Below are 25776 nucleotides of genomic sequence, written 5' to 3'. Positions count from 1 at the left end.
AAACTCTATAACGAAACCTTCGGGGTATATAACCCCATTTATGATTAAAAGCCCGGTCTTCATGGCCGGGCTTTTGACAAGGAATAAAAAAAATTGGGGTAACTCTGGAAAATCTCAGAATTACCCCGAATTTCAAAAGTTAGGAGTTAGAAATTGTTTTTAACTCATCACTTCTCATTAAATTAGGCAAACGCAGCGGTTGTCACATCGTTATTAGACAGAATTTCTTGCAACTCTTCAGCGTCTACTGTTTCTTTGTCAACCAGCATTTGTGCTATCTGATCTAAAATGTGGCGGTTACCCACTAACACTTCTTTAGCGCGTGTATAGGCAACATCTACAAGTTTACGAACTTCTTCATCAATAGCGGCGGCGGTTTCTTCAGAAAAATCGCGCTCTGACATGATATCTCTTCCGAGGAACATGTTACCTTGTTGACGACCAAGGGCGACAGGGCCCAAGCGATCGCTCATTCCAAACCGGGTAATCATCTGACGGGCAACCCGTGCTACTTGTTGTAAGTCGTTGGAAGCACCAGTGGTAACTTCTTCTTCACCAAAGATTAATTCTTCAGCAATCCGACCACCCAAAGCTACAGCCATCTGATTTTCTAGATAAGCGCGGCTGTATAAACCAGTGTCCATCCGGTCTTCGCTGGGGGTAAACCAAGTTAAACCACCTGCGCGACCGCGAGGGATAATGCTAATTTTTTGTACTGGGTCATAGTCGGGCATTAAAGCACCAACCAAGGCGTGACCAGCTTCGTGATAAGCAACCAAGGTTTTGCGCTTTTCGCTCATTACCCGGTCTTTCTTCTCTGGCCCAGCTAATACGCGATCAATTGCGTCGTTGATTTCATCCATCGAAATCTCAGTCAAATTCCGGCGTGCTGCCAGAATTGCGGCTTCATTCAACAGGTTGGATAAATCTGCGCCAGTAAATCCAGGTGTACGACGGGCAATTTTATCCAAGTCCACATCTTTCGCCAAGGTTTTGCCACGGGCGTGAACCTTGAGAATTTCGCTGCGTCCGGCATAGTCGGGACGGTCTACTACAACTTGACGGTCAAAGCGACCAGGACGTAATAGGGCTGCATCTAGGACATCAGGACGGTTGGTAGCGGCAATAATGATGATGCCAGTATTACCTTCAAAGCCATCCATTTCTGTAAGCAACTGGTTGAGGGTTTGTTCCCGCTCATCGTTACCACCACCTAAACCTGCACCCCGTTGACGACCTACGGCGTCAATTTCATCGATGAAGACGATACAAGGAGCATTAGTCTTAGCTTGTTCAAATAAATCGCGGACGCGGGATGCACCCACACCTACGAACATTTCCACAAATTCCGAACCGGAGATCGAGAAGAACGGTACACCTGCTTCACCAGCTACGGCACGAGCTAGGAGGGTTTTACCTGTACCAGGAGGGCCAACTAACAGCACACCTTTAGGAATTTTTGCACCAACAGCGGTAAAGCGATCGGCGTTTTTCAAAAAGTCTACGACTTCGTTTAATTCCAACTTGGCTTGGTCAATACCAGCGACATCACTAAATGTCACCTGAGTTTGTGGTTCCATTTGCACTCTGGCTTTGGATTTGCCAAAGTTCATCGCTTGGCTGCCTGGGCCACTTTGAGCGCGACGTAGCAAGAAGAATAAGCCAACCAAAAGTAATACAGGGAAAAATAAGCTGCTTAGTGCCTTAAACCAAAATCCTTCATCGGTTTGGGGCAAAACAGAAATATCAACGCCTTTAGAAGTCAGAGTATTAATCAGGTCTGGATCGTTGACTAAGGTAACAATCCGTTTCGCTGGGTCATATTTGGGTGTAACCAGTGCTGTAGAGCGATCTGCACTCAAACTGACTTTTTCTACTCTGCCTTGCTGAACTTCTTGAATAAAGCGACTGTATCGCCATGTCTCTCTGCTTTGGGGTTGTTTGTCAAAAAATGCTGTTCCCAGCGCAATTACGACAATAAACAGCAGCGCGTACAGCCCTGCATTTCTCCATCTTTTATTCACTAAGGTCTATCCTCCGGTATTTTTCGCGCGATCGCCTTGCGTCTCTGATCGCAAAGGTGATTATTAAGAATTATGTTAACTTATCTTAAGATATAACAAATTTGGCGTGAGTGTCATACTTAAAAAAGCCCCTTTATTAGCTGAAAACTCTGATGGTAGGGATTATATTGTAGCGACCCTGAAGGCTGATTAACGGTATGAATGGGAATAATTTCTACCACACTATTAGTGTAGGCGATCGCTTCAAATCTCTGGACTAACTCTACGCTCCAAGTTTCTTCCCGTACCTGCTGCTGCTGGTTTTGCAGCCAGTTTACAAGTTGCGATCGCATAATTCCCGGCAAAATTCCTGCCTTTATTGGCGGCGTGTACCAACTGCGATCGCACCATCCCCAAAGGTTGCCTGTACTGGTTTCTAGCCAATTTCCTTGGGCATCGACTAGTATTGCTTCTTGACCATCTAAGCTAGTTTTTGCTAACCAAGCACTCAAATAGTTTCCAGTTTTATGAGAGGGGAGAGAGCGAGAAAATTCTGAACTAGCAACGGCGCAGATAACACCATTTTTTTGTTTTTCTGTCAAATTTTGTGGTAGGAATCTGCCAGTTATCCATTCCCGTCCATCGGGAAAAAGGGTAATTCTGAGAACGGGGAAGTGTGCAAGGAGGATTTCGGCACCTTGACGCACACGGTTCCAGTCTGGTTGATGCCACCCAAAAGTTTGTAGTGAGAAAAGTAAGCGATCGCAATGTGCTTGCCAATTAGTTAAATGATTATCCAGCGAGTTCTGATAAACCCGCAATGTTGTAAAAACAGTTGCCCCATAAAGTAAACCTGGATCGTTAATGTTTAATTCTAGGGTTTGAGAGTGAATTAATTGACCGTTATACCAAAAAATGTTTTTCGTCACAATTAGATTACTTGTCGCTACAATTCCATTGAAAAGTGATGACTTGTAATACTCATACGCTGCGTGAGATAAAATCTATGAGCGGCAAATCGCTGAACACCAGAATCAAGACTCAGGTGTTTACAGTCATGATTTCTTGCATATTCAATGAGCCACTGAAATAACTGTTGACCATAGCTGTGTGATCGTTTAAACTCATCAACAACTAAATCATCAATGTATAAGAACTTGCCCGATGCTAAACACGTAGAAATGCGAAATCCTGTCACTGCAACAGCTTGCTTTTCAACTTCCAAGAATGCAAGTTTATATCCTTCTTTCATTTGATATTGAACTTGTTCTACAAACTTAACCTGATCAAGGTGAGGGCGCAACTGCGAAATAACAGGAAAACACCCTAATATTTGAAAGTTAGATTCTGCCAATTGTATTGACATTAGTATTACCTAATCAATCATGCGGGAGAAATTTTGAATTGATTGCGTTATGACTAATAATTTAATCTTTTGGTGGGAATACAATTTTATTAGTACCTTCAGGAGTTGTAATTACTTTTCCTCCCAAAGCTTCGATTTCTTTAATTGCTCGTTTCTGAGTTCTCTCATCAACTTGATTATTTAAGACCATTGACCAAGTAGAAATTTGGGCATATTTACTGTTAGGATTTCGACTCAAAAATTCCGCAGTTTTTTGGGAAGTAGTAGCTATAAGCTGACTCTCTTCATCAGAAAATTTACTAGCCCAGTGTGCCGCCATTGCAAAAGATTGTTGGGCAGCTTGAGCATTGCCTAAAAATAATAACTCATCAATTCCTTTGTAACGCCAGATGTAATAAGACTTTTCGGGAACTGAGGGAGATAGTGATTTTAAGCCTTTCTCTGATATTGCGATCGCACGTTCTGGCATGGCAGCATATAATGAAGTACTGATAGAAAGACTCCGATAGGCTGCTAAAAATCGCGGATCACGTTCTAGAATCACTTCAAAATATTCTGGACTTAAACTGTAACCTGTTTTATCCCGAACTTCATCGTCCCCGAAATATTGTAAAAAATTGAGATACACCAAATCTGCAACGAAGTTATCATAACCAAAACTAGGCATTTTTTGGAGAAAATTAAGACGGATATTTTCAGATTTTATTTCTTTCTCTAGAGTTTCTAAAGAGGCAGATTGTTTGCTACTTATTAGTTTTTGCAATTGGGGAAATTGAATCAATCCCACTCCTAATATACATACACAAGCTATTAAAGGTGTAGTAAAAAATTGACGATATAGCAACATATTTTTCTGTCTTTATCAGCATAGTCATAATTATTATATACACAGAGCTATGGGAAAGTTTTGTTAGCACTTGCGCCTCTAAGCTTTGATAGGCAAAATATCGAACAGGTTGACTAAAATAAATTCATGGCAATGGTAGTATTAAATTATACTTTAAGTTTGTCTCGACTCGATATATACCCTAGATTCATTTGTCTAAAAATTGTAATGAGACGCTCAAGAGCTAGTTAAATAATTTTTTCAGAATCACGTCACTAGTAGGACAACGGTAAAACCTCTTTCACAGTGCTGAACTCACTGCAAAGCAGTGGCTCCAAAATCTGAAAATGGTATTATTCTTTTTCTAAAATAAATTTGGCTTTAGGAAAGCATAACTTTTTTTAGGAAAAAGCTCTTAAAATATTAAGTTTTTTTGACTTTAGTTACTTTTTTTTAGTAAAATCCTTGAAAGTTTTGACATAGCCTAAAATTGTATTTTGTTTATATTTAAATCTGTAACCTCTAGAATATCATGCTGAATAATACTGTTGATGAAAACACAGAAAGTAATGGTCAAGCTAGCGAGAATGGGGAAAGAAATAGTCAATGGAGCAAACCAAGTAGTGAATTTAAAAGAAAAGTTAAAAAACTGAATACTAAAGGAGAAGGATTCAATATTGATGACATTATTGATGCCATTCAAACAGCAATAGTTGAAGTTGTTGAGCTAGAAATTACCACTTGGGTTCCAGAGTCATCTACTCAAATTGAAGAAATACAAGGGCAACAAATTGCTCAACCAGGGAATCGAATGCACACCATAATAAACCTAATTGATGGTGATATTAATAATGAAGTTGGTAGTCAATTTGTTGGTAGTGGTTCATATACAGAACTTCGCGAATTTCATTTAAGTCAAATAAAAGAAAGTCGAGAAATTATGCAAAAAAATATAGAAAGTTTGCAAAAGTTGTATGGATTTTTTATAGAAATTATGAAATCTCGTAAAACTTCACAACAATCGCCATCCCGACCATAGTAAACGTTATTTATTAATAAATAATCACCCTAAAATACCTACAGCATCGGAACTTGTCCAAATCTGTAGGTTAATTTGCTTTAGAAAAATCAAGGAAATTGTTATTATGTCCAACCAAATTCAAGAACAAGCCAGAGATCTTTTAGGGAAAATAGTTTCATCTGTACATGGATTAGTCGATGATATTACAGCTTTAGAAGTCAATACAATGGTTGTCGAGCAAATTACTGGCGCAAAGTTTAATGCTTGGCAAGCCTATGAAGAGATTTATTCAATAAAAGATAAAGACTACTTTCATGTTAAAGGAATTCCAAATCCAGAGATTTTACCAGAACCAGAAAAAACTCAAGCCTATGAATTACAAAAACTTTATAAAAGTCTATTTTCGCAGCTAGAAAAAGAATATTTTTACATTCTCCTTGAAAAAAGTACTGAGACTAGTGATCCAGATCCTAGGATAGTACGATATCAGGAGCGTCTTAAATATGAATTGGAAAATGATCCAAATATTCTTCCAGAAGATCCGGTGTACATAAAGCTAGCTCGACCAATATTGCCTGCTCCAACTCCTGTTGCAGATGAAGAAGATCATCAAAACAATTTGCGGCAAAGGTGGAAAGAGATTGAACAGCTTTTGAATAATGGTAAATTCATTCGTACTCTACGGAAAATGTCTGAACTTAAAGCTGCACTCGATGGTGGTCATATTAACAGCGTAGATATTGATATTATTTATGCTCAAACTGTTATGCAGTTAGATGGAGATATTATCAGCCGTTACCATAAAAAGCTATTTCAATTACCTGAAGGGGATAGAGATTTAATCTTAAAAATACATAATGAAGGGATAGTTGCTGGAGAAAAACAGTGGCGTGGAACGCTAGAGTTTCTGATTGGTATTATACAAAATATCGCAAAATTATCCCAACAATGAACGCTTATAAAACACACATAAATAATGAAGATGATGTTCAACTCTCTGTCTTTGTGCAAATACCTCAAGGCGCTCCTATTGAACTTGAAATTAAGGTTGAGCCAGGACAGTATACTTTTTATCTAAATAGGGCAGTTTTAAAACAAATTGAGGAAGCGCGAAAAATAGGTTGCTCTCTGTACATTCCACCAAAATTATTAGCTTACATTTGGTACTACAACTGCTTTAGCGATAATATTTGCTTTAGCAAAAATACTGTGCAATCCAAGAAATTAGTTATTAATAAAAAAATCTTTAAAATTTTTGACGATACTTTTATAGTAAGTTTTATCAAATTATTCTGGAATAAATCATTACAAAATAAATCGGCGTTACAGTACGGAGTTACTTTTAATTTTTATTATCAAGAAGACACATCAGACCTATATTTTTGGAAAGAGCAAGATATTGTTTTACAAAGTAATGTCTTGTTTTATGGCGATATAATTCACAAAATCAAGAGTGACTTTATCCAAAATCCTGAGTGTTTAAATATTGTTTATGTATATTATTGGCTTATTGAACAAATACTAAGCTATCTTCGGACTAAATTAAATCTATTTGCTTGGGAGCTAGCTTCAGTGTTCCCTGCTGCTTTTTTCGCTTGGAAATTACACTTAGCACAATCACTTACACTTTCATTATCAATACTTGCTGGACTAGTAACATCTTTTGTATTTGCGACTATTCGCTATTGGCTTGTTAATCAACTTCCGAGATGGACTTCTATCAGTTCCCAATCTCGAAATTGGCTGGCGTGGGGACTAACTTGTATAACTTCTAGTATTTTTCTTTTTACTCCCACTGATTTCTTATTTTTGCTATTTTTGTCACTAATCGGGCCGCTTTTAAAATGGGTTTTTAGTATTATAGTGGGGCAAATCGGTAAAGGTTTTATGCGTTGGTTACTAGGTTGAAAATCGGGTATGGGGCATTTAAAAAGAGATTCTTTCGTGAAAAAATCAGGGGTATAGGGTAACTGGATATTCAAAAATGTTACCCAGATTAATCAGACTTGCTAATTACGAATTACATATCACGAACTTTTTTCAAAAGTTGCCAACACTGTTGAGCGATCGCCCAATCCTCTTGAGTATGAATAACCAATACCCGTACAGCTGAATCGGATGTAGCAATATCTTCATCCACAGGCTGCTGTTGATTTTTCTCAAGGTCAAGTTTTAATCCCAAAAATCCAAAGGCTTCACAGGCGGCTTGGCGAATTTCCGCAGAGTGTTCACCCACACCGGCTGTAAACACTAAAGCATCTAATCCGCCCAAACTGGTAAGCATTGCACCGATACCAGAACGCAAGCGATGTACGTAGATATCCCAAGCCAGTTGAGCGCGGGAGTTACCTTGAGCGATCGCTTCTCTCACTTCACGCATATCGCTAGAGACACCCGAAATTCCCTTTAACCCAGAGGTTTTATTTAAGATATCATCCAATTTTTCGATGGAGTAATTACCGTACCGTAACAGGTAAATTAAAATCCCCGGATCAACTGAACCAGAACGACTACCCATCATTAATCCTTCTACGGGTGTGAATCCCATAGTGGTATCAATACTGCGACCATTTTTAATCGCCGCTAAAGAACAACCGTTGCCCAGATGGCAGGTAATTAACCGCTCAGGTGGAACATCTTGACCAAGAATTTGGGCAGCACGTTGAGAACAGTATTGGTGACTGATACCATGAAACCCATAGCGACGAATACCTTGCTCTACCCACTGATATGGGCCGGGATAGATTGCGGCTGCATCGGGTAGAGTGGCATGAAATCCGGTATCAAACACTGCTATTTGAGTGACATTTCCTAAGATGTTTTCAATTGCTTCTATTCCTTCCACCGCGACTGGATTATGTGCTGGTGCAAGGTTAGACAAACCAGCGATCGCCTTTTTAATATCCTCCGTAATTACCACACTATCTTGATAATCCTGTCCACCATGTACTACCCGATGCCCCACCACATTGATTTCTGATAACTGATCAATTACCTTGGTAGCACCATGACTAAGTGTATTGAGCATATAGGTGAGGTCTGCCTGTCGGGAGTCACCAGAGATTGATTCTTGCAGCTTTGCACCCGTAGCAGTTTTCACCTCAATTTCTGCCACACTCTGATCTTGAGTCCAGTTGATTTGCCCTTCCCAAAGGGGTTGAAGTGCTTGGGTGGGGAAAGCTTTATCTGCAATTTCATACAGACAACTCTTTTCGCTGCTCGATCCGGCATTCAGCACCAATATTTTCATATAACAACATAAAAACATGATCTTTTTTGATCATGTCACTAAGTTTGGCCCCATGCTTAGTTTTCTTAACCAGGACTTACGCAAACAATAGCCGAAAAAAATGATTTTCAGGTAGGGGCAATTCATGAATTGCCCCTACGGCGTATAGTTTTACATAAGTTTTATTAAAGATGGATAAAGGTTTTAAGAGTGTGCAAGAAAAGAAACACCCTAGTTAAATCGTTATACTAACTGTGGGAGGCTGTTTATTTATCCAGCCAAATTCCATAGTTGTGTTTTTTATAGCTTGCTGCACTATGTCATTCTTCAAAACCCCGCTGATTGGTTTAAAAGCTGACTCATTTCGTCATCCATTAGACCTGGAAGCTACCAGAGCGCTCAAGCAGATACCAGGCATAGATATGTTGGTGCGAAATTGGCTTGGGCCAATGGCAGAGCAGGTTTTCTATGTGGAAAATATTGCCTCCAGTGTTTTGGTGGGTGAAAAGCAACTGCCCGATTTACATAAGTTGTTGTTAGACGCTTGTAAAATCCTGGATATAGATCCTCCCCAGTTGTATGTCAGGCAACATCCGGCTCCCAACGCCTATACTTTTGCTGTGCGGGGTAAGCAGCCCTTTGTTGTGCTACACACTTCCCTGATTGATATGCTTACACCAGAAGAAATACAGGCAGTAATTGCCCACGAGTTGGGGCATCTCAAGTGTGATCATAGTGTTTACTTGACTCCTGTAAATTTACTGATATTAGCTGCGGCGATTGTGCCCAATGTTGGAACCTTTGTTGCCCAAGCCATACAGGCGCAACTTTTAGAATGGGTACGCTGTGCTGAGTTTACCTGCGATCGCGCCGCATTACTAGCAACCCAAGATCCCAAAGTTGTTATGTCTGTGTTAATGAAGTTGGCAGGGGGTTCTCCAACCTTAGCACCGCAACTGAATCTTGATGCCTTTGTTGCCCAAGCCCGCGCTTACGATGATATTAGCAAGACAGAACTGGGGGAAATGGTCAAAGCTGCTCGTACAGCCCAATTAACACATCCAGTGCCAGTGCTACGGGCGCGAGAAATTGATCGCTGGGCTAGCAGCACAGAATATCAAACTCTGTTGCAAAGTCACGGACTGAAGTCTACTAATAATGAAGTTGCACCCAAAGGTGGGTGGCGCAATTGGTAGAGTTAATAATCACGATCCTCCTCACACCATAGGATTACAAGTCTAGCCATTAGAAATCGCAGCTGATAAATTATTTTGCCGCAATACACTAATTATGATTGTGAAAAATTAATCATTGAATTTGAAGGAAAGCGATGTCTACGACGGCTACGCCTACGCACCATCATCTGCCAGATACAACGAACAAGCAAAGCTTGATCACGAAAATCATGATTTTGTTGACGGCAGCTTATATAGTTACCTGTGATCGCCTGTATGATTTTATGATCGTAGTCCGTCGCTTAAGAGTCTGCGGTAGTGTAGGCGTAGCCCGTCATAGACATCACTCAATCATCACCAATACTATAAATACTTCTGCAACAATAACCCTAACTTTTCCTTAGTCGCCGCTGGTGCTTTATCCAACTGAGTCAAAATCGCATACTGCAACGCCGAATGCGCCTCACTAGTTGGTGGATTTTCACTCAAGCGCCGCACAGTTTCTTGAATCACCTTTTGAGCATTCACAGCATTCCGCAGCAAATTACCAATCACCAATTCCACCGTCACACTGTCATGGTCTGGATGCCAACAATCATAATCTGTCACCAGCGCTAAAGTTGCATAAGCAATTTCCGCTTCCCTTGCCAACTTCGCCTCTGGTAAATTCGTCATGCCAATGATTGTTGCATCCCAACTGCGGTAAAGATTCGATTCTGCCTTAGTGGAAAAAGCCGGCCCTTCCATGCACACATAAGTACCGCCGCGATGGAGAGTAACTTCTGGTAAATTGAGAGATGCGATCGCATCTGCCAACACAACAGCTAAATTCTTACAAATCGGATCACCAAAGGCAATGTGAGCAACAATTCCCTCACCAAAAAAAGTTGAAATTCGATTTTTCGTCCGATCAATAAACTGATCTGGCACCACCATATCCAGTGGTTTCGCCTCTGCTTTCAAGGAACCCACAGCACTAGCTGAGATTAAATACTTCACACCCAATTGCTTCATCGCATAGATATTAGCGCGAAATGGTAACTCGGAAGGTAAAAGCGTGTGATTGCGACCATGACGCGCTAAAAAAGCTACTCGTGTACCATCCAAAGTCCCTAGAATCAAAGCATCAGATGGTGAACCAAAAGGAGTCTCGACTCGCACCTCTTCGACATCTTTGAGGGCATCCATTTTGTAAAGACCGCTACCACCAATAATCCCAATACTAGCTTGAGCCATGATTCTGAACCTGTTTCTTGCTAATCTGCTAAGTTATTTTATCGAAAAGGGGAGTAGTATAAAAGGCATTCAGGAGTGCTGAGTTATGTTAGCGGTAGCGGGGCATTGAGCCAGTACTGAGTCCTGATTAAGAAGTAGTACTTATGAATCTTTCCACTCAGCAATCCTGAACATAGTGTATAGTCAATGCTTAATGTATAGAAATGTTAAGTAGACGCACTCCTACGCAGATAAACAAAGCAAGCGTTATACTTTTGGGAAAAGGCTTGTTTTAACCCCTGCTTTTAACATTTTTATAAATCAATGACTCTCAATTTTCGCTTTGCGGTAGTCAGCGACTTACACCTGGCACTTCCTCACACAATCTGGGATCATCCCAGTAGATTTCATCTGGTGGAAGTAAGTATCTCAGCATTTAAAAGTGTACTAGAACATTTAACACAACTCGATTTAGATTTCTTATTGTTGCCAGGAGATTTAACTCAGCACGGCGAACCAGAGAACCACGCCTGGTTGCAACAATGTTTAGCCCAGCTACCTTTTCCCGTCTATGTTGTTCCTGGTAATCATGACGTTCCGGTGCTATCGGCTGATCAGCAATCAATTGCTTTTACGGATTTTCCCTACTATTACACGAAGTTTGGCTATGACGATCCACGACAGATTTACTACATTCGTCAATTGTTACCTGGAGTTAAGCTGATTGGACTGAATTCTAACTTATTTAATGACCAGGGTGAACAGGTGGGGTGTTTGGATGCCAAACAGCTACGGTGGTTAGAAGAGGTGCTGGCGGCATCTGGTGATGACTTAGTTTTGGTAATGGTGCATCATAATGTGGTAGAGCATTTGCCCAATCAATCGAGCCATCCACTAGCAAATCGCTACATGTTAGCAAATTCAGCAGAACTATTGCAGTTGCTAAGACGCTACGGAGTCAAGCTAGTGTTTACCGGACATTTGCATGTTCAGGATATTGCTTACTCAGATGGAGTATATGATATTACCACTGGTTCTTTAGTTAGCTATCCTCACCCTTACCGAGTGCTAGAGTTCCATCGAGATCAGCAAGGCAAAGAATGGCTGCAAATTTTATCCCATCGGGTAGAGTCTGTACCTGAATTCCCCGACTTGCAACAGTCATCGCGGCAATGGATGGGCGATCGCTCTTTCCCCTTTCTAATCAAGCTACTAACTCACTCTCCATTAAACTTACCGTTATCACAAGCAAAAGAATTAGCTCCTAGTTTACGCGACTTCTGGGCAACTATTGCCGATGGAGATGCAGTATTAGATTACCCTCATTTTCCCCCAGAAGTGCGGCGCTACATTCAAACATATAGTGCATCACAATCTAACTCAGCGATCGCTAGTGGTGGAACTTTAACTCTGATTGATAATAACACCACACTTTTGCTAGATAAGAGTTAGGAGTTAGAAGATGATTGAACACTCAGCACTCAGTACTCATCACTCAGCACTCAGCACTCAGCACTCAGCATTGTTTTGGCGACAAATTCCAAATGCTGAAGTGTAGGCGTGTAAGAAGGTTCTGCCACCAACAGGGCCAATTTCACCCCCACAGAAAAAGCCACCAACAGGAATATCGTTAAGATAGCGCCGAAATAGTTCAGAATCGAAGTTGGGTTTACCATACAGTCCTTCACCTCGCCCCAGACAGGAAAACATCAAAGCAGCCACAGCAGAGGGTTCAGATTCTCGTTGGTCTTGATAACTTTTGAGGAGTAATTCCAGGTCTTCAGCGGAGGCTTCAGCATCGCGTAGGTGGAATTGCAGCCTTTGACCGGGACGGACGCGATCGCCAATAGCGATCGCCCCAGCTGTTGGATCGACCCCAAGAATACCACGAATTAAAAAGTCTCCTTGCTGCAAAGCCAGCTTAAATTCATCCATCGCCACACCCACAAACAAAGAGTGCTGTGCTAATATCCGTTCTTGTTCGCTGAGACTCGCAATCAAATCTCGCAACACCACTAAAGGTACTTTTTCATCTAACTCCAGAATAATATTGCGATCGGCCTTTGTGACTTGCAACGGCTTGCCAATCGGTCGGCATCCTTGGGCTACAATCGTTTCCAAAACAATATTGCCAGTCAAAGCTATACCAACAGTGCCCTCACGATACAGGTTTTGGTGTTCCTCACCGCCAGTATCGTTACAAAATAGAGCAGCACGACCGCCCATACCCCCACCACTAGCCTGTCCCCCCACTATCACTGATCCTGGATAAGCGAAATCCAGCCCCTGCAACAAATCGTTTATTCCAGAGGCGAAAGAACTAGACAGCAAGATGAACTGGGGTGTCGGTGATGGTGGCACACCGATCAAATCAAGCCAAGCATTTGGTGAACTGTCTAAGTCAGGTAATTCTTCCGCAACAACATGAAAGACTTGAATATTCACTCCTGGAAGGTGTGCTAAAGTCAAGCTAATAGCTGGTTCAGCTTCCAACTCTTGGGTTTCTCCGTTAACTGTAGTCCCAATCACACCTCCACCACTACAGCCAATTAATATTGGCACAGAAAGTTTTTCCGCTAACAAAGGTAACAGTCGGGAATACTCACTCGTAAAAGCAGACGAAATGAATACCAGTCCTAGATCAGCTGGTGCTGTTAACGATGAGACAGCTCGTTCCACCACATCTGTAACAGCGGCTTCCAAAGAATGACGGGTTGATAGGGCATTTGCCCACTGCATTTGGTCTGCCATGAGTTTTGAGCTTCTTTCTCTTTTTAGGCTAGTAGGTTTTGATTTTTTATTTTGGGAAGAATTACATCTTACAAGAATTGACGCCAGCCCTTTGTCTCCTCTATCCCAAGAAGCTGGGGTTATTATTCCCTAATATAGGCATCTAAATATATTGTATGATTATTTATCTATGCTACTGATTCCACAAAATCTTAAAAAATAAAGGTAAATGCATCACAAGTGCAACATTTTGCTGTATTGGTTATAAATCAATGGGCTAAAGCACTAACTGATGATCAGCTAAATGGTTAGAATAGTTAGTAATGAAGCTAAATACTGCCATTTCTGAACTTTTTCTATACTAGTATTAACAACACACAACGAGACTAAAGCAATGACCAACATCCAAGAAACAGCAAAAGGCGACATCCAAGAGAAAATCCAAGAAGAAGTGGAACAAGCGCGTACTGTCTGTGATATTAACGGTAGCAACTCACCAGAGTGTGCTGCTGCTTGGGATGCAGTAGAAGAATTGCAAGCCGAAGCTTCCCACAAACGCCAAAGCAAGCCAAAAAATTCTCTAGAACAGTATTGTGATGACAACCCAGATGCAATTGAATGCCGGGTTTACGACGACTAGAAATTGAGGCAAGTGAATTTTGTTCCTTTGGTCAGCAAGCAACCAAGATTGACCAAAAAAGACGCGAAGAGTGGGGGATGGGGCAACGCGGAGAGTCGCCCCATCCCCCTTAATTATTTCTTGATAAAAAATTCCTTACTTTAGCTTGTAATATATTTTCTCAAAATGAAACAACAAATGAATTGCTTGTAGAGACGTACAAATGTACGCCCCGATAAACTCGCTTGTAAGTAAGTCGGTGCTAATATTTACAGCGATGTTATCCCTCTTCTGTCACTTTCCGGGAAAGTGATCGCTAGAAGCCTCATGAGGCAATCAATACAAGCTATACTATTAGAAAAAAATAGGACTTGTATTTGTTATTAGAAAATAATCGCGCAATCGCTTGTTATACAAAAGCTCTAGATTTTAGAAAAGGCAAATGTTTTCGGAGAGTGACAGAAGAGGGTTATCCCTCTTCTGTCACTTTCCGGGAAAGTGATCGCTAGAAGCCTCATGAGGCAATCAATACAAGCTATACTATTAGAAAAAAATAGGACTTGTATTTGTTATTAGAAAATAATCGCGCAATCGCTTGTTATACAAAAGCTCTAGATTTTAGAAAAGGCAAATGTTTTCGGAGAGTGACAGAAGAGGGTTATAGCGGTTCCCGACCTAGTGAGGTACGTTTTTAAAGCTATTAACCTTGGTGAGCAAGATTTGGGTGTACCTCAGTTGCCTGGGAAACGCTATAAGGAATTTAAATGTAGGATGTGTTGTTGCACAGCGCAACGCAACGTCAACAATTTAAGGTGCTTTAGTTTATGGAATAACACACCTACGGCTAATTTATATTTCTTCGTATACATTAAATTTTTCTCGCCTACTTACTTCGGATAAATTTTGTGAAATCGTAAATGACTATGGGAATCATAACTAATTAGTACAGTATTGAAGTTAACTACTGAGCTTTATGCTTTGATTAAACTATTATCAAGAAGAATTCATGCTGAATTCAAGAGTCATAATTCAGCATGAATTGGAGTCCGACTGACTCCTGAATCAAAGGGTTTTATACCCCTAACTTATTAAGCACTCTACAATCAGGTAATGGTATAAAAACCCACTTGATTAAGTCTGACTCCTGATGTCTGAATTCCTTTTATCTATTGTTTGAGAAAAACTATGGACTATAATATTTGGTTTCGCCCTTTCGTCTGGATTGATTACCGACTGGCAGTACTATTCCTGGTAATTATTCCGCTAATTCTTCTAATTTGGGCATTTGTGCAAAAAGCAGAAGGCATACAACGCTTATTGACTATATACTGGCGAGTAGCAAGCCTGGTAGCAATCACGATTTACTTAATGATTGCCCAGTATCCAGTTGGTTTTATCTCTGGCTTAATGGCTCGGATTTTGATTCCAATTTCGCTCTGGTTCTGGGTGGATCTCAATGATGAAATTGAGTATCAAACCAGTGGCTCTTTGAAATTTATTTTTACCTCTTGGCGCTGGGCTATAACTGTTTATTGTATTTTGGGTACACTAGCTTCTATCCCTTTTCTGGTTTGTGCTTTTTCTGGCAGTGTACTGAAGACTGCTTATTGTAGCGTTTGGTTCGAGGCTCCGTTGTTATTCAAAGAATATTTTCATGCTAATAGTAAGGCTGAGTTCTTAGGTTTTCTTGGCATAGTTAGTTTAGTAATTTATGTGCTTTACCTAAGCTATTTTGTTCTGATTAAGCTGGGCAAGCAGGGACGCTCGGCCACACCACAGTAACCGTCTCTGTCCGCCTTACTCCTACCTCAAAAAAATGAATTCTATTGGCAAGCGATTGGAACAATACACCGCTAAACGCCCCCAAGAAGTCTTACTTGTAACGGTGGAAATTGCCGATGAGCAAGATACAATTGCTGTTTTCAAAGGCTTTTCCAGTTCTTTGATGCGCCCTACTGCATTTGATGCAGATGTACCAGTTCTACCAGATGGGGCAAACATCCTCAACATTGACCGAGTAGCCAGTCCTTATAATCCTGAAGCACCCCGTTATATTCAACAAGGACTATCTTGGGAAGCTATGGAACCTCTATTATCAGAAGTAGGAGTCTAAGTAAGTGGTAGTCAAATGTGATTGATTGATTGCTTCACTCAAGCTTCTCGACTTAGCTAAGTTCGCTAGAAAGTGATTCAAAAGTTACATCTTCATAAGGAATTGCGATCGCTACCTTCGGTTTTGAAGCCAAGCATGAGAGTTATCTCCCATGCTTAGGTTAAAGGTTGATCGCCCTCTCCTTGTCGCTCTTTATTCCCCTCTCCTTTTGGAGTAGACATAATTTTCTTTTGCTGTTCTTGCAGCCAAGTTTCAAAAAGTTCATTCAGCAAGCGCACTTTCATAAATTCATCCAATTGTGCTGGAATAAATTTTTCCAACCGCAAAATCACAAACCATTCAGCGATGCGGGTAGGGGGCAATATCTGACCTGGTTGACTGCTAGAGAGCATTTGCACCATTACCGGATGTAGTGCATTCAGTTCAATCGGGCCTACCAAGCCGCCTGTTTGGGCTTCTGGCCCAAGTGAGTATTCCCGCGCCAAGTCAGCAAAAGAGTTTTCTTTTGCCTGAATCCGGAAGTAGAGTTCTTGGGCAATTCCCACATCCTGAGTTCGCAGTAGTGAATAAATTACTTTGTCCAGTTTTACTTTGGACTGAAAAAAGTGAGATTCCAGTTTATTACCCCAAGTGGCTTGCTTGAATTTTTCAATTTTTAGCTTACGAGTGGTAATAACTTCTAGTTGATCTGGAGTCAGCCCTTGATATGCTATCCAAGCCTGGATGTCTTCTTCATTTTTAAACTGTTTTTCAGCGTAAAACTGCTGTTTAGCTTGGGCTACTTCTTCAGGTGTACATTCTATTGCTACCTTGTCCGAGCTTGAGTTTTGCTCTATCGCCTCATCAATGATCAGTTCCCGCTGCAACTGTGGCAGCATTTGGTAACTTGCCAGTAAGGAAATCAGTTCACTCGCTGTGATTGTACGATTACCGATTTGGATCACTTCAGTCATTAGCTTTTGGGCATCTCAAGAATATCTAGTCTGTTCAAAAAGCTATACCGTAGCCCATTTTTTAGGAGCTTTTGCCTTAATTTTACCGAGTTAGGTATGCTAATCTTACTTTCCCAATAATTAAATAGTTACTTGTTAACATACTTAAAAATATACAGGTTATATGAGTTTTTATCAAAGATTCTACGCAAATACAACCAGATGTGAAGACAAGGACAAAAGACTAATGACAGTTCTCTCCACTACAACTTAGAAAACAAAGTTATCAGACTGAACTATGGTGCTTTGAGATAACTGTGTACTCCTAGGAGGAAGCAAGCTACGCGCAGCATCTCGCACCAGAGCGTTTGGAATTTCCATTCAAGTAGAACAAGCAAGTGGCGTGATGTGCCAAGGGCGACGCTCCTAAGTCGCTATCAAGCATCTAGAGGTCTGTTAACAGTTTTAGAGGCTTAAAAAGCAGCACATCCTATGCTGCCTTTTCACATGAGGGATTGATGTATCCTACAACCAAAAATTCTTAGGTCTACAACGACTCTAAATAGTTCAAAAGATCCGCCATTTCTTGTGCACTAGGTTGGAATTTCGGCATTGGCGGTGTTTCGCCACTGATCACTTGGTGAATCAGCCCATACCGAGACTTGTGCTTTGAAACAGCTTGCAAACTAGGCCCCACTCGCCCATCTGCTTCCAAGCCATGACAACCAGCACAATTAATTTGAAAGATCGCGTGTCCTTGAATTGGGTTTCCTGTTAAGGATAGAACACTCTTGACGTATGGATCGGAGGCTTGAACCAACTGAACACCAAAAAAGCCCAAAGGGACTGCTAGCAGTATGGCCAGCGTCAATAAAACGATCCGCTGAATCAAGATTTCAGGTTTGGTAATCTGGTTATCCAAAAGGTTTGCGGTGAAAGTCTAGGTGTGCTAAAAAGTTTTCATTTCCTACACATAGCTTAAAAGTTCTTGATTGTGTCTGCAAGCACAGAAGACTATTTTCTTGTAGGCAGTCACCCTCCAAAAAGGCTATAGGGCGCAGGATTCATACCAAATTTGGTAAAATCAAAAACAGGAACGAATATTTAATAATTACAAAGAGGAGATTTACAGTGGTTGAACCCCTGCTATCAGGTATTGTCCTTGGTCTAGTTTTCGTCACTCTCGCCGGACTTTTTTACGCTGCATATAAGCAATACAAGCGCCCCAATCAGTTGGGGGGATGAGGGAGTGCTGAGTTTTGTTAGCGGAAGCGGGGCGTTTAGCCCGTGCTGAGTTTTGAGTGAGGGAGATGATGAGGCTGAGGAAGACGAGGGGGAATAATAATTAGACATCTTGCAAAAGTAACTTTTGCAAGATGTTGGGGAAAGGTTAAAGGTTAAAGGGAAAATTCCATCCTTTCCCCTTTCCCCCTTCCCCTTTAACCACTTCTGCAAGAAGTCTATTGTTTACTTGCTTCCTCTGCTGCCTCATCTCCCCTTGCTCTCTGAATATTCTCCCTCTCCTCTCATTCCACAATTTTGTAGAAAGTAAGTGATGTGTTGCCGTAAACTTTCTGGCGGCAAATTTCCCAAAGGGGAATCTCTGGCGGTGTCCAACCTTGTGAGGCGTGTTCAACTGCGATTTCACCGTTAGGAGCTAAAAGTTGATGGTGAGCGATCGCTTCTAATACTGGCTGGTACAATCCACTGGCATAAGGTGGATCAAAGTAGATTCTATCAAATTGCTTGCCTGATAAAGTCTTTAACTGCTGGGTAATATCTCCCCGTGATACCCGAAATTCCTGGTCGGCATTAGCTACCTGCTGCCAATTTTGTTGGATGGTGGCACAGGCTCGGCTCGATTGTTCAATTCCCACTACTAGGCTGGCTCCTCTACACAAAGCCTCTGCGCCCATTGAACCACTACCGGCGCACAAATCTAGCCAGCGACAACCTGCAATTTCTCCTTGCCAAATATTAAAGACTGCCTCTCTTACCCGCGCACTAGTGGGTCTAGTTTCTTTCCCTGGTAAAGTTTTTAGCTGACGATTACCGTAAATTCTCAGGCTCATTGGTTATTAGTCATTAGTCATTAGTCATTGGTCATTAGTCATTAATTTTAGACAAAGGACAAAAAACAAATGACAAAAAGAATATTAGGCAGGAATTTTTTCGCGGACTTGAGCAACGAAATTAGACAGGATTTGCAATCCGATATTAGAGGATTTTTCGGGGTGAAATTGGACTGCCATCAGGTTTTCATGGGCGATCGCAGCTGTGATGGTTTGAGTACCGTGAGTGATGGTTGCTGCACGGATTAGCGGGTCTACTGGGTCAACATAGTAGGAATGGACAAAATACACCCAAGGATCTGATGGTAAATGCTCCCACAAAATACTTTTTGGTTGAGTCACTTCCAATTGATTCCAACCCATGTGAGGAATAGTGATGTCAGGTTCTGGACGAAACCGCCGCACTTTTCCTTTGATAATTCCCAGTCCTGGTTGAGTACCTTCGGCACTTGATTCAAAGAGAATTTGCAATCCTAAACAAATTCCTAAGAAAGGTTTTCCAGATGCGATCGCTTCTTTAATCGGTTGTTCTAAACCACGCGATCGCAGGTGTTGCACTGCTGGGTCAAATGCTCCCACTCCCGGTAGGACTATAGCATCTGCCTGCTCTAATTCCTTTGAAGAATAAGTAACTTTAGGAGTTGCCCCAGCTTTTTCCAAGCCTTTGCAGACTGAGTGCAAATTTCCCATCTCGTAATCTACGACCGCAATTACTGGCATTTACCTGCTCCTTGTAAATTTATTATGGAGGGTTTTTCTATTCTAAATAATATTTGTTATGAAGAAAAGAATTCTATTAACTTCTTTTGACACTTGGCTAAAAGATCAACAGTCAAATTCTTCTGATGATTTATTACTTGAAGTTAGCAAACTTGAGTTGCTACCACATCACTTAACTTTTTTACGCCAGTTACCCGTAGATGTGCAACTTGCCAGCACTCAGGTAATGGAAAAAATCAAGGCAATCCAACCTGATTACATCATCTGTTGTGGCATGGCTGCAAGCCGTACACAATTAAGTGTGGAAGCAGTTGCTAGCTGTAAAGAAATGGTTTTGCAGACAGAAGTTGATTTAGAAAAATTAGTAACAGGAGCAGTAGCAATTCAGATTAGCCACGACTGTGGAAAATTTGTCTGTGAGGGTCTTTACTATTCAGTGTTGGACTACTTAAGCCAAAATCAACTCACGGCACGTTGTATTTTTGTTCACGTTCCGGTTCTCAATCAAGAAAATTTGATGGGGATTCTTGCCGATTTCGTATTAATTATTAACAATCTGGCACTTTCATCAAGTTGTTAATGTCTGTATGGTGAAAGAAATATCTAAGTATATGTTGCCATTATTACTAATTTTCCCAGTTGCCCAATCAACTCCTGCTACACCACCACCTGAAGAAGTCGTGCAAATACAAGAAGTACGTCCTTTACTAGGTCAATTGGATACAGTGCCAACCTTTAATAGCAATAGTCCAGAATTGGTTTTGAAAGAAGGCATTTTACTCTCGACTTTTCCACCAGATGGCAAAAAAGTACCAACGGCACATCTGAATTTTCCCTTTCGAGGACGATTTGATATTTTTGCCCATCATGTTGCTAAGGCTGAACCAGCAGAGAATTTGCGAACGCTCTATCTAGGGATAATTTTGCATAACCCTAGTTCGGAACCGGTGAAGGTAAATATTTGGCAAGCGGCGAGTTATTTAAGTCAACCGGATGCACCATTTATTCAATTACCATCCTTTAGCCAAAATCTTTTAGGTAAAATTTTTGCCGGGCCAGGCGATCGCGTCATGTCTGATGTACTTAGGGGAAGGCGACAAGAGATTTTTCCTGCCCAAATTGAGATTCCATCTGGGCAAAGTCAGATGTTACTAAATTTACCAATTCCTGTGCAGGGATTGACACCACCCTTAAATGGTCGGTCTACATTCATGCGATTGCAAAGTAATGGCACTGTCTATGCAGCTAGCCTAGCCATGTTTGCACGGGAGAATCCTGATGGCAGTGAGCGATCGCCTACTTTAGAAGAGTGGCAAAATTTACTTAATAATAGTGATGTGTCAGGGCCACGCGATAAAATCCCCACTCCTTTAGAAGAAACTGGCAAGCCAAGAATTTATGGGCGTGTTGCTGGAGTGGCTGCTGGTTCACGATGGAGAGCCTTATTAGTAGATAATCCTAAAGCCAGGTATCTAACTATTCCCCAGCCTGGTCAAGTGTTTTCTTACGCTCTGAGTAGCCTGCATGGCGGTACCTTAGGAACTGGTCAAATTCAAAGTGCGCCTATGCTGGTGCGCTATCCTGACACCGCATATCGCGCTCATGGCAACTATGGAATTCAATATAATCTAAAGTTGCCGCTACACAACAATACTCAAAGTCCTCAAACAGTTAGTTTATCCATACAAACACCACTCAAGGAGGATCAGTTATTCAAACCAGGGTTACGCTTTTTTAGTACACCAGCCCGTCAAGTATTCTTCCGAGGGACAGTGCGGGTACGTTACAGAAATGACCAAAATCAGCCACAAACTCAGTTTGTGCATTTAGTGCAAAAGAGGGGTCAACCAGGGGAACCTTTAGTTTTATTAAATCTGAAACCAGGCGATCGCTCTTTGGTAGAAGTAGACTTTCTCTATCCGCCGGATGCTACACCACCGCAAGTATTAACAGTGTCAACTCAGGCTGAACCTCGATAATGAGTCATGGGTAATGGGTAATAGCTTTTCTCCAATTACCTATTACCAAAAAATATTAGTCAAGTTCGTGAGTACTACAAAAACCCCATCACCAAATAGACAAAATATTAAGAAATTTAACTATAATTTAACTATATAGAAGTGCTTTTCACCCCAAGTTTGTGTATTTAGGGTGAATACTTATTCCGCTCTATGGGTTGCAATAGAAATAGGAGACTATAGCACGCAATAAAGGGACGGCATGACAACCGATCAAAAAATCAACCAAGAAACTGAGTTAAATTCGCTCCAGAACCTTATTGGAACCACGATTTTACTGGTAGAAGATGAGCCTGATATTGCAGATTTGCTCACCTTCATTTTGGAAGCAGCAGGTGCAGAGGTGATGGCTTTAACTGATGCAGAAGAAGCCCTTGTTTTGGTCGAATCGCTTCATCCCGATATTCTGCTGTGCAATATGAAGTTGCCCGATCATGATGGAAATTGGTTAATTGAGCAAATTCGAGTGCATTCTTGCTCATCCCTAAGAGAGTTGCCTGCGATCGCTATCACTTCTTATACACGGGAAGTCTCAAGTGATAAGGCTTTGAATGCTGGTTTTAATCGATTTATAGTCAAGCTTGAGAGTCCAGAAGAAATCGTAAGTGAGATTGTTTACCTGCTATCTACCGATACTTGTATGTAAATACTCGGTTTTGGAAGTGTAAAGCTAGCTGTACACTTCTACAAACTACTCAGCTGAAGCTAGCAGACTTTCAAAGACCTGACGATAAATTCCACAATTGTCCTGAGAAGTTACCACACTTAGCCATGATCAGTTTATTGTTTTCTCCATCATTGATGATATCTAAACACTTATTTGACTCTGTAAACTGTGTTCGTAAACGATAATATCCACGAGACTGAGTAGGTTGTATGCTCCAAAACTGTCCTGAGAAGTTACCACACTTAGCCATGATCAGTTTATTGTTTTCTCCATCATTGATGATATCTAAACACTTATTTGACCCTGTAAACTTTGTGCGTAAACGATAATATCCACGAGACTGAGTAGGTTGTATGCTCCAAAACTGTCCTGAGAAGTTACCACACTTAGCCATGATCAGTTTATTGTTTTCTCCATCATTGATAATATCTAAACACTTATTTAACCCTGTAAACTGTGTTCGTAAACGATTATCAGTTGACTGAGCAATTCCCTCTTTTACTGGCGGCAAAGTAGCAGAGGCAGAAACTATCATAGCTAATAATACAATTTTCCTCAGAATTTTACTGAGATTAATCGGCATGGCTAAGTAATACCTTTAATTTATAAATGCATTAATCATACATCTTTGCTGCACACCAAGAATTTTCATTTGGAAAATATCTAGCCAAATTTGAGGGCATTCTTAATTTAATTTTCTACCTTCCAACAAGCACTCCCAGTCTTCGCCACCAACGTAACGTTACATTATTTGGGTGTCATCTCTGCCTTTTTGATTCTGTATCAAAAGTTGGTGTTCTAAAAATCAACTTGATTGCATGAAAAAGACAGAGAATACACTTAAACTTGAAACCCCTTTGCTAGCTTTTGTTGCCCCTTACCCTTTGGCTTAGTTTTGTTAACTTCTCCTAAAGCTTCCTGAAATAAGTTATGTAAATGTATGGGTACACTGGCAATGTCTGGCAACTCTGGCTCAAGAGGTTTGTGGAATTCTTGCAAAAGTCTATCCAAGTCACTTTCAAGCCTAAATTCTGGACGTTGCAAAAATGTTTGCAACACATTTTCTAATTGAGTTGGATACTGTTGCGCTAATCGATGCCAAATAAAGGCATTAATACTTTTATCTTCAAGGTAGTAGCGAACTAGTTTTTCCGCCCCTTGAACACTTTGCCAGTCCTCTGCGGATAAAATTGCTTGTACCTTACTATATGTAGGTAAAAACATTTGTCCCCACCGAGGATGAGAAAGAGCCGTTACCTGTTCTGCTTTCTTGAGTTCAGCAGGCAAATCAACCTTTGGCATCACCATTTTGCTATTGCTGCTTTTGCTGTTAAACATCTGAGAAACTGCATTTGAGTCAGCACCAAATTCTTGTGCTGCTGCTTTGATTTCCTCATCTGTGATACCAGCCGCCTCTGCCACTTCGGTCAAGGATTTAGAAGTATCAATTCCTGCGGCTGCAAAGGTTTTTTCAGTAATTACTTCTTGAAATTCTGCTATTTTTTTATTCAGATGGTATCCAGATAGTGTGATTTCATCAGTACCAAAAAAGTCCACAAACTGCTGATGATATTGTTCTACTGAATGCCAAGCTTCTTCTAGCAAGTCTGGAGCATCGCTGTAAAGATTACTTTTATAGTTTTCTTTGAAATTACCAATTGCTACAGCAAGTTTTGGTTTACCTAATTTACCCATTATTGTGTAGGGGCCAGATAACATCCAGTAGCTATCGGTAACGGGAGAAATGCGAGTGAGCAAGATTTCTCCGACTTTCAGCCGAGATATTGCCTGTAATGTTTGAGTATTGTTTGGCTTGACGATGTAGCGTTTATCTGTCAACCAGTTCATCAATTCAAAGCCATCAGGTAAAAGATTAGTTATGGCAAATAAGCCAATAAAACTATGATGCCAACTGTTGATCAGGTTGCGATCGCTTTCTTCTAAATCTGGATGGCTTTCGATAAACAACTCTAATGGTGACTTCTCACCCACTTTCCCGGCTGTCAGAAAGCTATCGATGATTAAGTCCTGCTGTGTACTATCCCCACTTCCACGGCGCGACTGTGCTGCGGCATAAGTTTCCAGTGCTTTTGCCAGTTCGCCTTCAGCATCAAGGACAAAATCAACTAAGGCTTGCTTTAATTGGTGCGATCGTTCTAATATGACATCCACAAGTTAATCTCTCAGTGCAACAGATGTAGATTATAGCGTTTGAGAGAATTACAGCATCTAGCAATAGCTAGATTCATGCTCACGAAACGAGCAGCCTAACTTTTAAAAGCAACAAATTCAATGTTAGTTCCAATGTATTTAAAGGGTGTGTTTTCACTCAGCCATTGGTCTACAGATTCAAAAACGTGGTAATTGGCGTATGAAATACTATTTTTAGGTAGAAGTTGCCTATGCCAAAGGTCAAGCAGTTCAAAGTTGGTTTGCTTGAGGAGGTCTTTTACCATTTTTTTGGAATACAAGCGGTCATGATAAAAGTCTCCCCGCAAATGAGCTAAACGCTGAGTCCAGGAAAAGTAGTAGGGAAGGAAAAAACAAAAGAAAAGACCCTCTGGTTTTAACACTCGATGAATCTCATCGAGAGAAGCAAGATCATTGGGAACGTGTTCAAGGACTCCAAAACTTAAAACGAGATCAAAGCTGGCATCGTCGAAGGGAAGTAAATAAGGATGTTCTAGAGGAACAACCGTTAGGGATGCTTTCTCTATAATGGGTGTAGTCTGACCAAAAGCTGAGTCACCAGTACCAGTACCGCGCACATCACAACTGGTGATTTGGACATCCATTTCACGCATTAAAAAGGAAATATGTCCTTTACCACACCCCCAATCAAGAACGCGTATCTTATTTGAGCTTGTCTTAAACCAATACTCAGAAAAAACTTTTACGTAGTTTGTCAGATAAAGAAAAATGTTGTGAGAGGCTGGGTTTCTTAAGAAGGCATGGGTATCTATATTTCCTGCTAAGTTAATGACTTGCTGATTTAGAGGTAAGCGTTTCTGGAAATGAGTGCGTCTCAAATCAACCAACCTTTGGCGATTGTGCATGGAATCACTGGCTT

27 protein-coding genes are annotated in these 25776 nt (G+C 41.0%); 13 read left to right on the top strand and 14 right to left on the bottom strand.

Going from position 1 to position 25776, the window contains the following annotated elements; genetic code table 11:
• Positions 1-182: 182 nt before the first annotated feature.
• The 4 genes from ftsH3 to HUN01_RS08275 all read right to left on the bottom strand — a co-directional run bounded on the left by ftsH3 (position 183) and on the right by HUN01_RS08275 (position 4216).
• Positions 183-2024: an ATP-dependent zinc metalloprotease FtsH3 gene (gene ftsH3 / locus HUN01_RS08290; RefSeq protein WP_069074409.1), complete on the bottom strand. Its 1842-nt coding sequence runs from the start codon at positions 2022-2024 to the stop codon at positions 183-185.
• A 119-nt stretch (positions 2025-2143) separates the two neighbouring features.
• Positions 2144-2932 carry an aminotransferase class IV gene (locus HUN01_RS08285; protein WP_238846091.1) on the bottom strand — a complete coding sequence of 263 codons (789 nt, stop codon included), beginning with the start codon at positions 2930-2932 and terminating at the stop codon, positions 2144-2146.
• Positions 2933-2949: 17 nt separating this feature from the next.
• Entirely contained in the window at positions 2950-3369 is a 420-nt protein-coding gene (locus HUN01_RS08280; RefSeq protein WP_181930867.1) for a GNAT family N-acetyltransferase, read from the bottom strand.
• A gap of 61 nt (positions 3370-3430) precedes the next feature.
• A complete protein-coding gene (locus HUN01_RS08275; RefSeq protein WP_181930866.1) occupies positions 3431-4216 on the bottom strand; it encodes a hypothetical protein in 786 nt (261 codons plus the stop codon).
• 511 nt (positions 4217-4727) lie between these two features.
• Between HUN01_RS08275 and HUN01_RS08270 the strand changes: the two genes are divergently transcribed.
• The 3 genes from HUN01_RS08270 to HUN01_RS08260 all read left to right on the top strand — a co-directional run bounded on the left by HUN01_RS08270 (position 4728) and on the right by HUN01_RS08260 (position 7124).
• Positions 4728-5234: a hypothetical protein gene (locus HUN01_RS08270; RefSeq protein ID WP_181930865.1), complete on the top strand. Its 507-nt coding sequence runs from the start codon at positions 4728-4730 to the stop codon at positions 5232-5234.
• A 106-nt stretch (positions 5235-5340) separates the two neighbouring features.
• Positions 5341-6168: a hypothetical protein gene (locus HUN01_RS08265; protein WP_181930864.1), complete on the top strand. Its 828-nt coding sequence runs from the start codon at positions 5341-5343 to the stop codon at positions 6166-6168.
• Positions 6165-7124, top strand: a complete 960-nt coding sequence (locus HUN01_RS08260; RefSeq protein ID WP_181930863.1) for a hypothetical protein — start codon at positions 6165-6167, stop codon at positions 7122-7124. The genes HUN01_RS08265 and HUN01_RS08260 overlap by 4 nt, the downstream gene beginning before the upstream one ends.
• Positions 7125-7236: 112 nt before the next feature.
• Here HUN01_RS08260 and HUN01_RS08255 read toward each other — a convergent pair whose 3' ends face one another.
• A complete protein-coding gene (locus HUN01_RS08255) occupies positions 7237-8466 on the bottom strand; it encodes an acetate kinase (RefSeq protein WP_181932612.1) in 1230 nt (409 codons plus the stop codon).
• Positions 8467-8762: 296 nt separating this feature from the next.
• Here HUN01_RS08255 and HUN01_RS08250 point away from each other — a divergent pair, with 296 nt between their 5' ends.
• Entirely contained in the window at positions 8763-9641 is an 879-nt protein-coding gene (locus HUN01_RS08250) for a M48 family metallopeptidase (protein WP_181930862.1), read from the top strand.
• A gap of 115 nt (positions 9642-9756) precedes the next feature.
• Positions 9757-9888 (top strand): hypothetical protein, encoded by a 132-nt coding sequence (locus HUN01_RS36000; protein ID WP_257798112.1) that lies wholly within the window; start codon positions 9757-9759, stop codon positions 9886-9888.
• A gap of 95 nt (positions 9889-9983) precedes the next feature.
• Here the strand turns inward: HUN01_RS36000 and HUN01_RS08245 are convergent, their stop codons facing one another.
• Entirely contained in the window at positions 9984-10856 is an 873-nt protein-coding gene (locus HUN01_RS08245) for an S-methyl-5'-thioadenosine phosphorylase (protein ID WP_181930861.1), read from the bottom strand.
• A gap of 303 nt (positions 10857-11159) precedes the next feature.
• Between HUN01_RS08245 and HUN01_RS08240 the strand changes: the two genes are divergently transcribed.
• Entirely contained in the window at positions 11160-12287 is a 1128-nt protein-coding gene (locus HUN01_RS08240) for a metallophosphoesterase family protein (RefSeq protein WP_181930860.1), read from the top strand.
• 57 nt (positions 12288-12344) lie between these two features.
• Here HUN01_RS08240 and HUN01_RS08235 read toward each other — a convergent pair whose 3' ends face one another.
• Entirely contained in the window at positions 12345-13586 is a 1242-nt protein-coding gene (locus tag HUN01_RS08235) for an FIST signal transduction protein (RefSeq protein ID WP_181930859.1), read from the bottom strand.
• 373 nt (positions 13587-13959) lie between these two features.
• Between HUN01_RS08235 and HUN01_RS08230 the strand changes: the two genes are divergently transcribed.
• From HUN01_RS08230 to HUN01_RS08220, 3 genes are all read left to right on the top strand, one after another.
• Positions 13960-14205: a Calvin cycle protein CP12 gene (locus HUN01_RS08230; protein ID WP_069074399.1), complete on the top strand. Its 246-nt coding sequence runs from the start codon at positions 13960-13962 to the stop codon at positions 14203-14205.
• 1164 nt (positions 14206-15369) lie between these two features.
• Entirely contained in the window at positions 15370-15966 is a 597-nt protein-coding gene (locus HUN01_RS08225; protein WP_181930858.1) for a DUF3177 family protein, read from the top strand.
• Positions 15967-16000: 34 nt separating this feature from the next.
• On the top strand, positions 16001-16297 hold the full coding sequence (locus HUN01_RS08220) for a DUF7734 family protein (RefSeq protein ID WP_181930857.1): 297 nt from the start codon (positions 16001-16003) through the stop codon (positions 16295-16297).
• A gap of 155 nt (positions 16298-16452) precedes the next feature.
• On the opposite strand, the gene HUN01_RS08215 is transcribed toward HUN01_RS08220, so the two are convergent.
• Positions 16453-17250, bottom strand: coding sequence for a peptidylprolyl isomerase (locus HUN01_RS08215; RefSeq protein WP_181930856.1), 798 nt, complete (start codon positions 17248-17250; stop codon positions 16453-16455).
• Positions 17251-17776: 526 nt separating this feature from the next.
• Positions 17777-18151: a c-type cytochrome gene (locus HUN01_RS08210; protein WP_069074395.1), complete on the bottom strand. Its 375-nt coding sequence runs from the start codon at positions 18149-18151 to the stop codon at positions 17777-17779.
• Between the two features lie 209 nt (positions 18152-18360).
• Between HUN01_RS08210 and petG the strand changes: the two genes are divergently transcribed.
• Positions 18361-18474 (top strand): cytochrome b6-f complex subunit V, encoded by a 114-nt coding sequence (gene petG, locus HUN01_RS08205; RefSeq protein WP_063721252.1) that lies wholly within the window; start codon positions 18361-18363, stop codon positions 18472-18474.
• A gap of 281 nt (positions 18475-18755) precedes the next feature.
• On the opposite strand, the gene rsmD is transcribed toward petG, so the two are convergent.
• Together rsmD and hisH are read right to left on the bottom strand one after the other, a co-directional pair.
• Positions 18756-19301 carry a 16S rRNA (guanine(966)-N(2))-methyltransferase RsmD gene (gene rsmD / locus HUN01_RS08200; RefSeq protein WP_181930855.1) on the bottom strand — a complete coding sequence of 182 codons (546 nt, stop codon included), beginning with the start codon at positions 19299-19301 and terminating at the stop codon, positions 18756-18758.
• Between the two features lie 84 nt (positions 19302-19385).
• Positions 19386-20021, bottom strand: a complete 636-nt coding sequence (hisH, locus tag HUN01_RS08195) for an imidazole glycerol phosphate synthase subunit HisH (RefSeq protein ID WP_181930854.1) — start codon at positions 20019-20021, stop codon at positions 19386-19388.
• Between the two features lie 58 nt (positions 20022-20079).
• Here hisH and HUN01_RS08190 point away from each other — a divergent pair, with 58 nt between their 5' ends.
• From HUN01_RS08190 to HUN01_RS08180, 3 genes are all read left to right on the top strand, one after another.
• Positions 20080-20601, top strand: coding sequence for a pyroglutamyl-peptidase I family protein (locus tag HUN01_RS08190; RefSeq protein WP_181930853.1), 522 nt, complete (start codon positions 20080-20082; stop codon positions 20599-20601).
• Positions 20602-20632: 31 nt separating this feature from the next.
• The gene (locus HUN01_RS08185) at positions 20633-22000 is read left to right on the top strand and encodes a DUF3370 domain-containing protein (protein ID WP_181930852.1); all 1368 of its coding nucleotides are present in this window, start codon (positions 20633-20635) and stop codon (positions 21998-22000) included.
• Positions 22001-22241: 241 nt separating this feature from the next.
• The gene (locus HUN01_RS08180; RefSeq protein WP_181930851.1) at positions 22242-22685 is read left to right on the top strand and encodes a response regulator; all 444 of its coding nucleotides are present in this window, start codon (positions 22242-22244) and stop codon (positions 22683-22685) included.
• A gap of 70 nt (positions 22686-22755) precedes the next feature.
• Here HUN01_RS08180 and HUN01_RS08175 read toward each other — a convergent pair whose 3' ends face one another.
• From HUN01_RS08175 to HUN01_RS08165, 3 genes are all read right to left on the bottom strand, one after another.
• A complete protein-coding gene (locus tag HUN01_RS08175) occupies positions 22756-23289 on the bottom strand; it encodes an RICIN domain-containing protein (RefSeq protein ID WP_181930850.1) in 534 nt (177 codons plus the stop codon).
• 257 nt (positions 23290-23546) lie between these two features.
• A complete protein-coding gene (locus HUN01_RS08170; RefSeq protein ID WP_181930849.1) occupies positions 23547-24878 on the bottom strand; it encodes a hypothetical protein in 1332 nt (443 codons plus the stop codon).
• Between the two features lie 95 nt (positions 24879-24973).
• Positions 24974-25762 (bottom strand): class I SAM-dependent methyltransferase, encoded by a 789-nt coding sequence (locus tag HUN01_RS08165; RefSeq protein ID WP_181930848.1) that lies wholly within the window; start codon positions 25760-25762, stop codon positions 24974-24976.
• Between the last annotated feature and the right edge of the window lie 14 nt (positions 25763-25776).

It is taken from the genome of Nostoc edaphicum CCNP1411 (assembly GCF_014023275.1).
In the GTDB taxonomy this organism is placed as follows: Bacteria; Cyanobacteriota; Cyanobacteriia; order Cyanobacteriales; family Nostocaceae; genus Nostoc; species Nostoc edaphicum_A.
The sequence above is the reverse complement of the archived record's forward strand: the minus strand, read 5'-3'. Positions and strand labels throughout refer to the sequence as shown.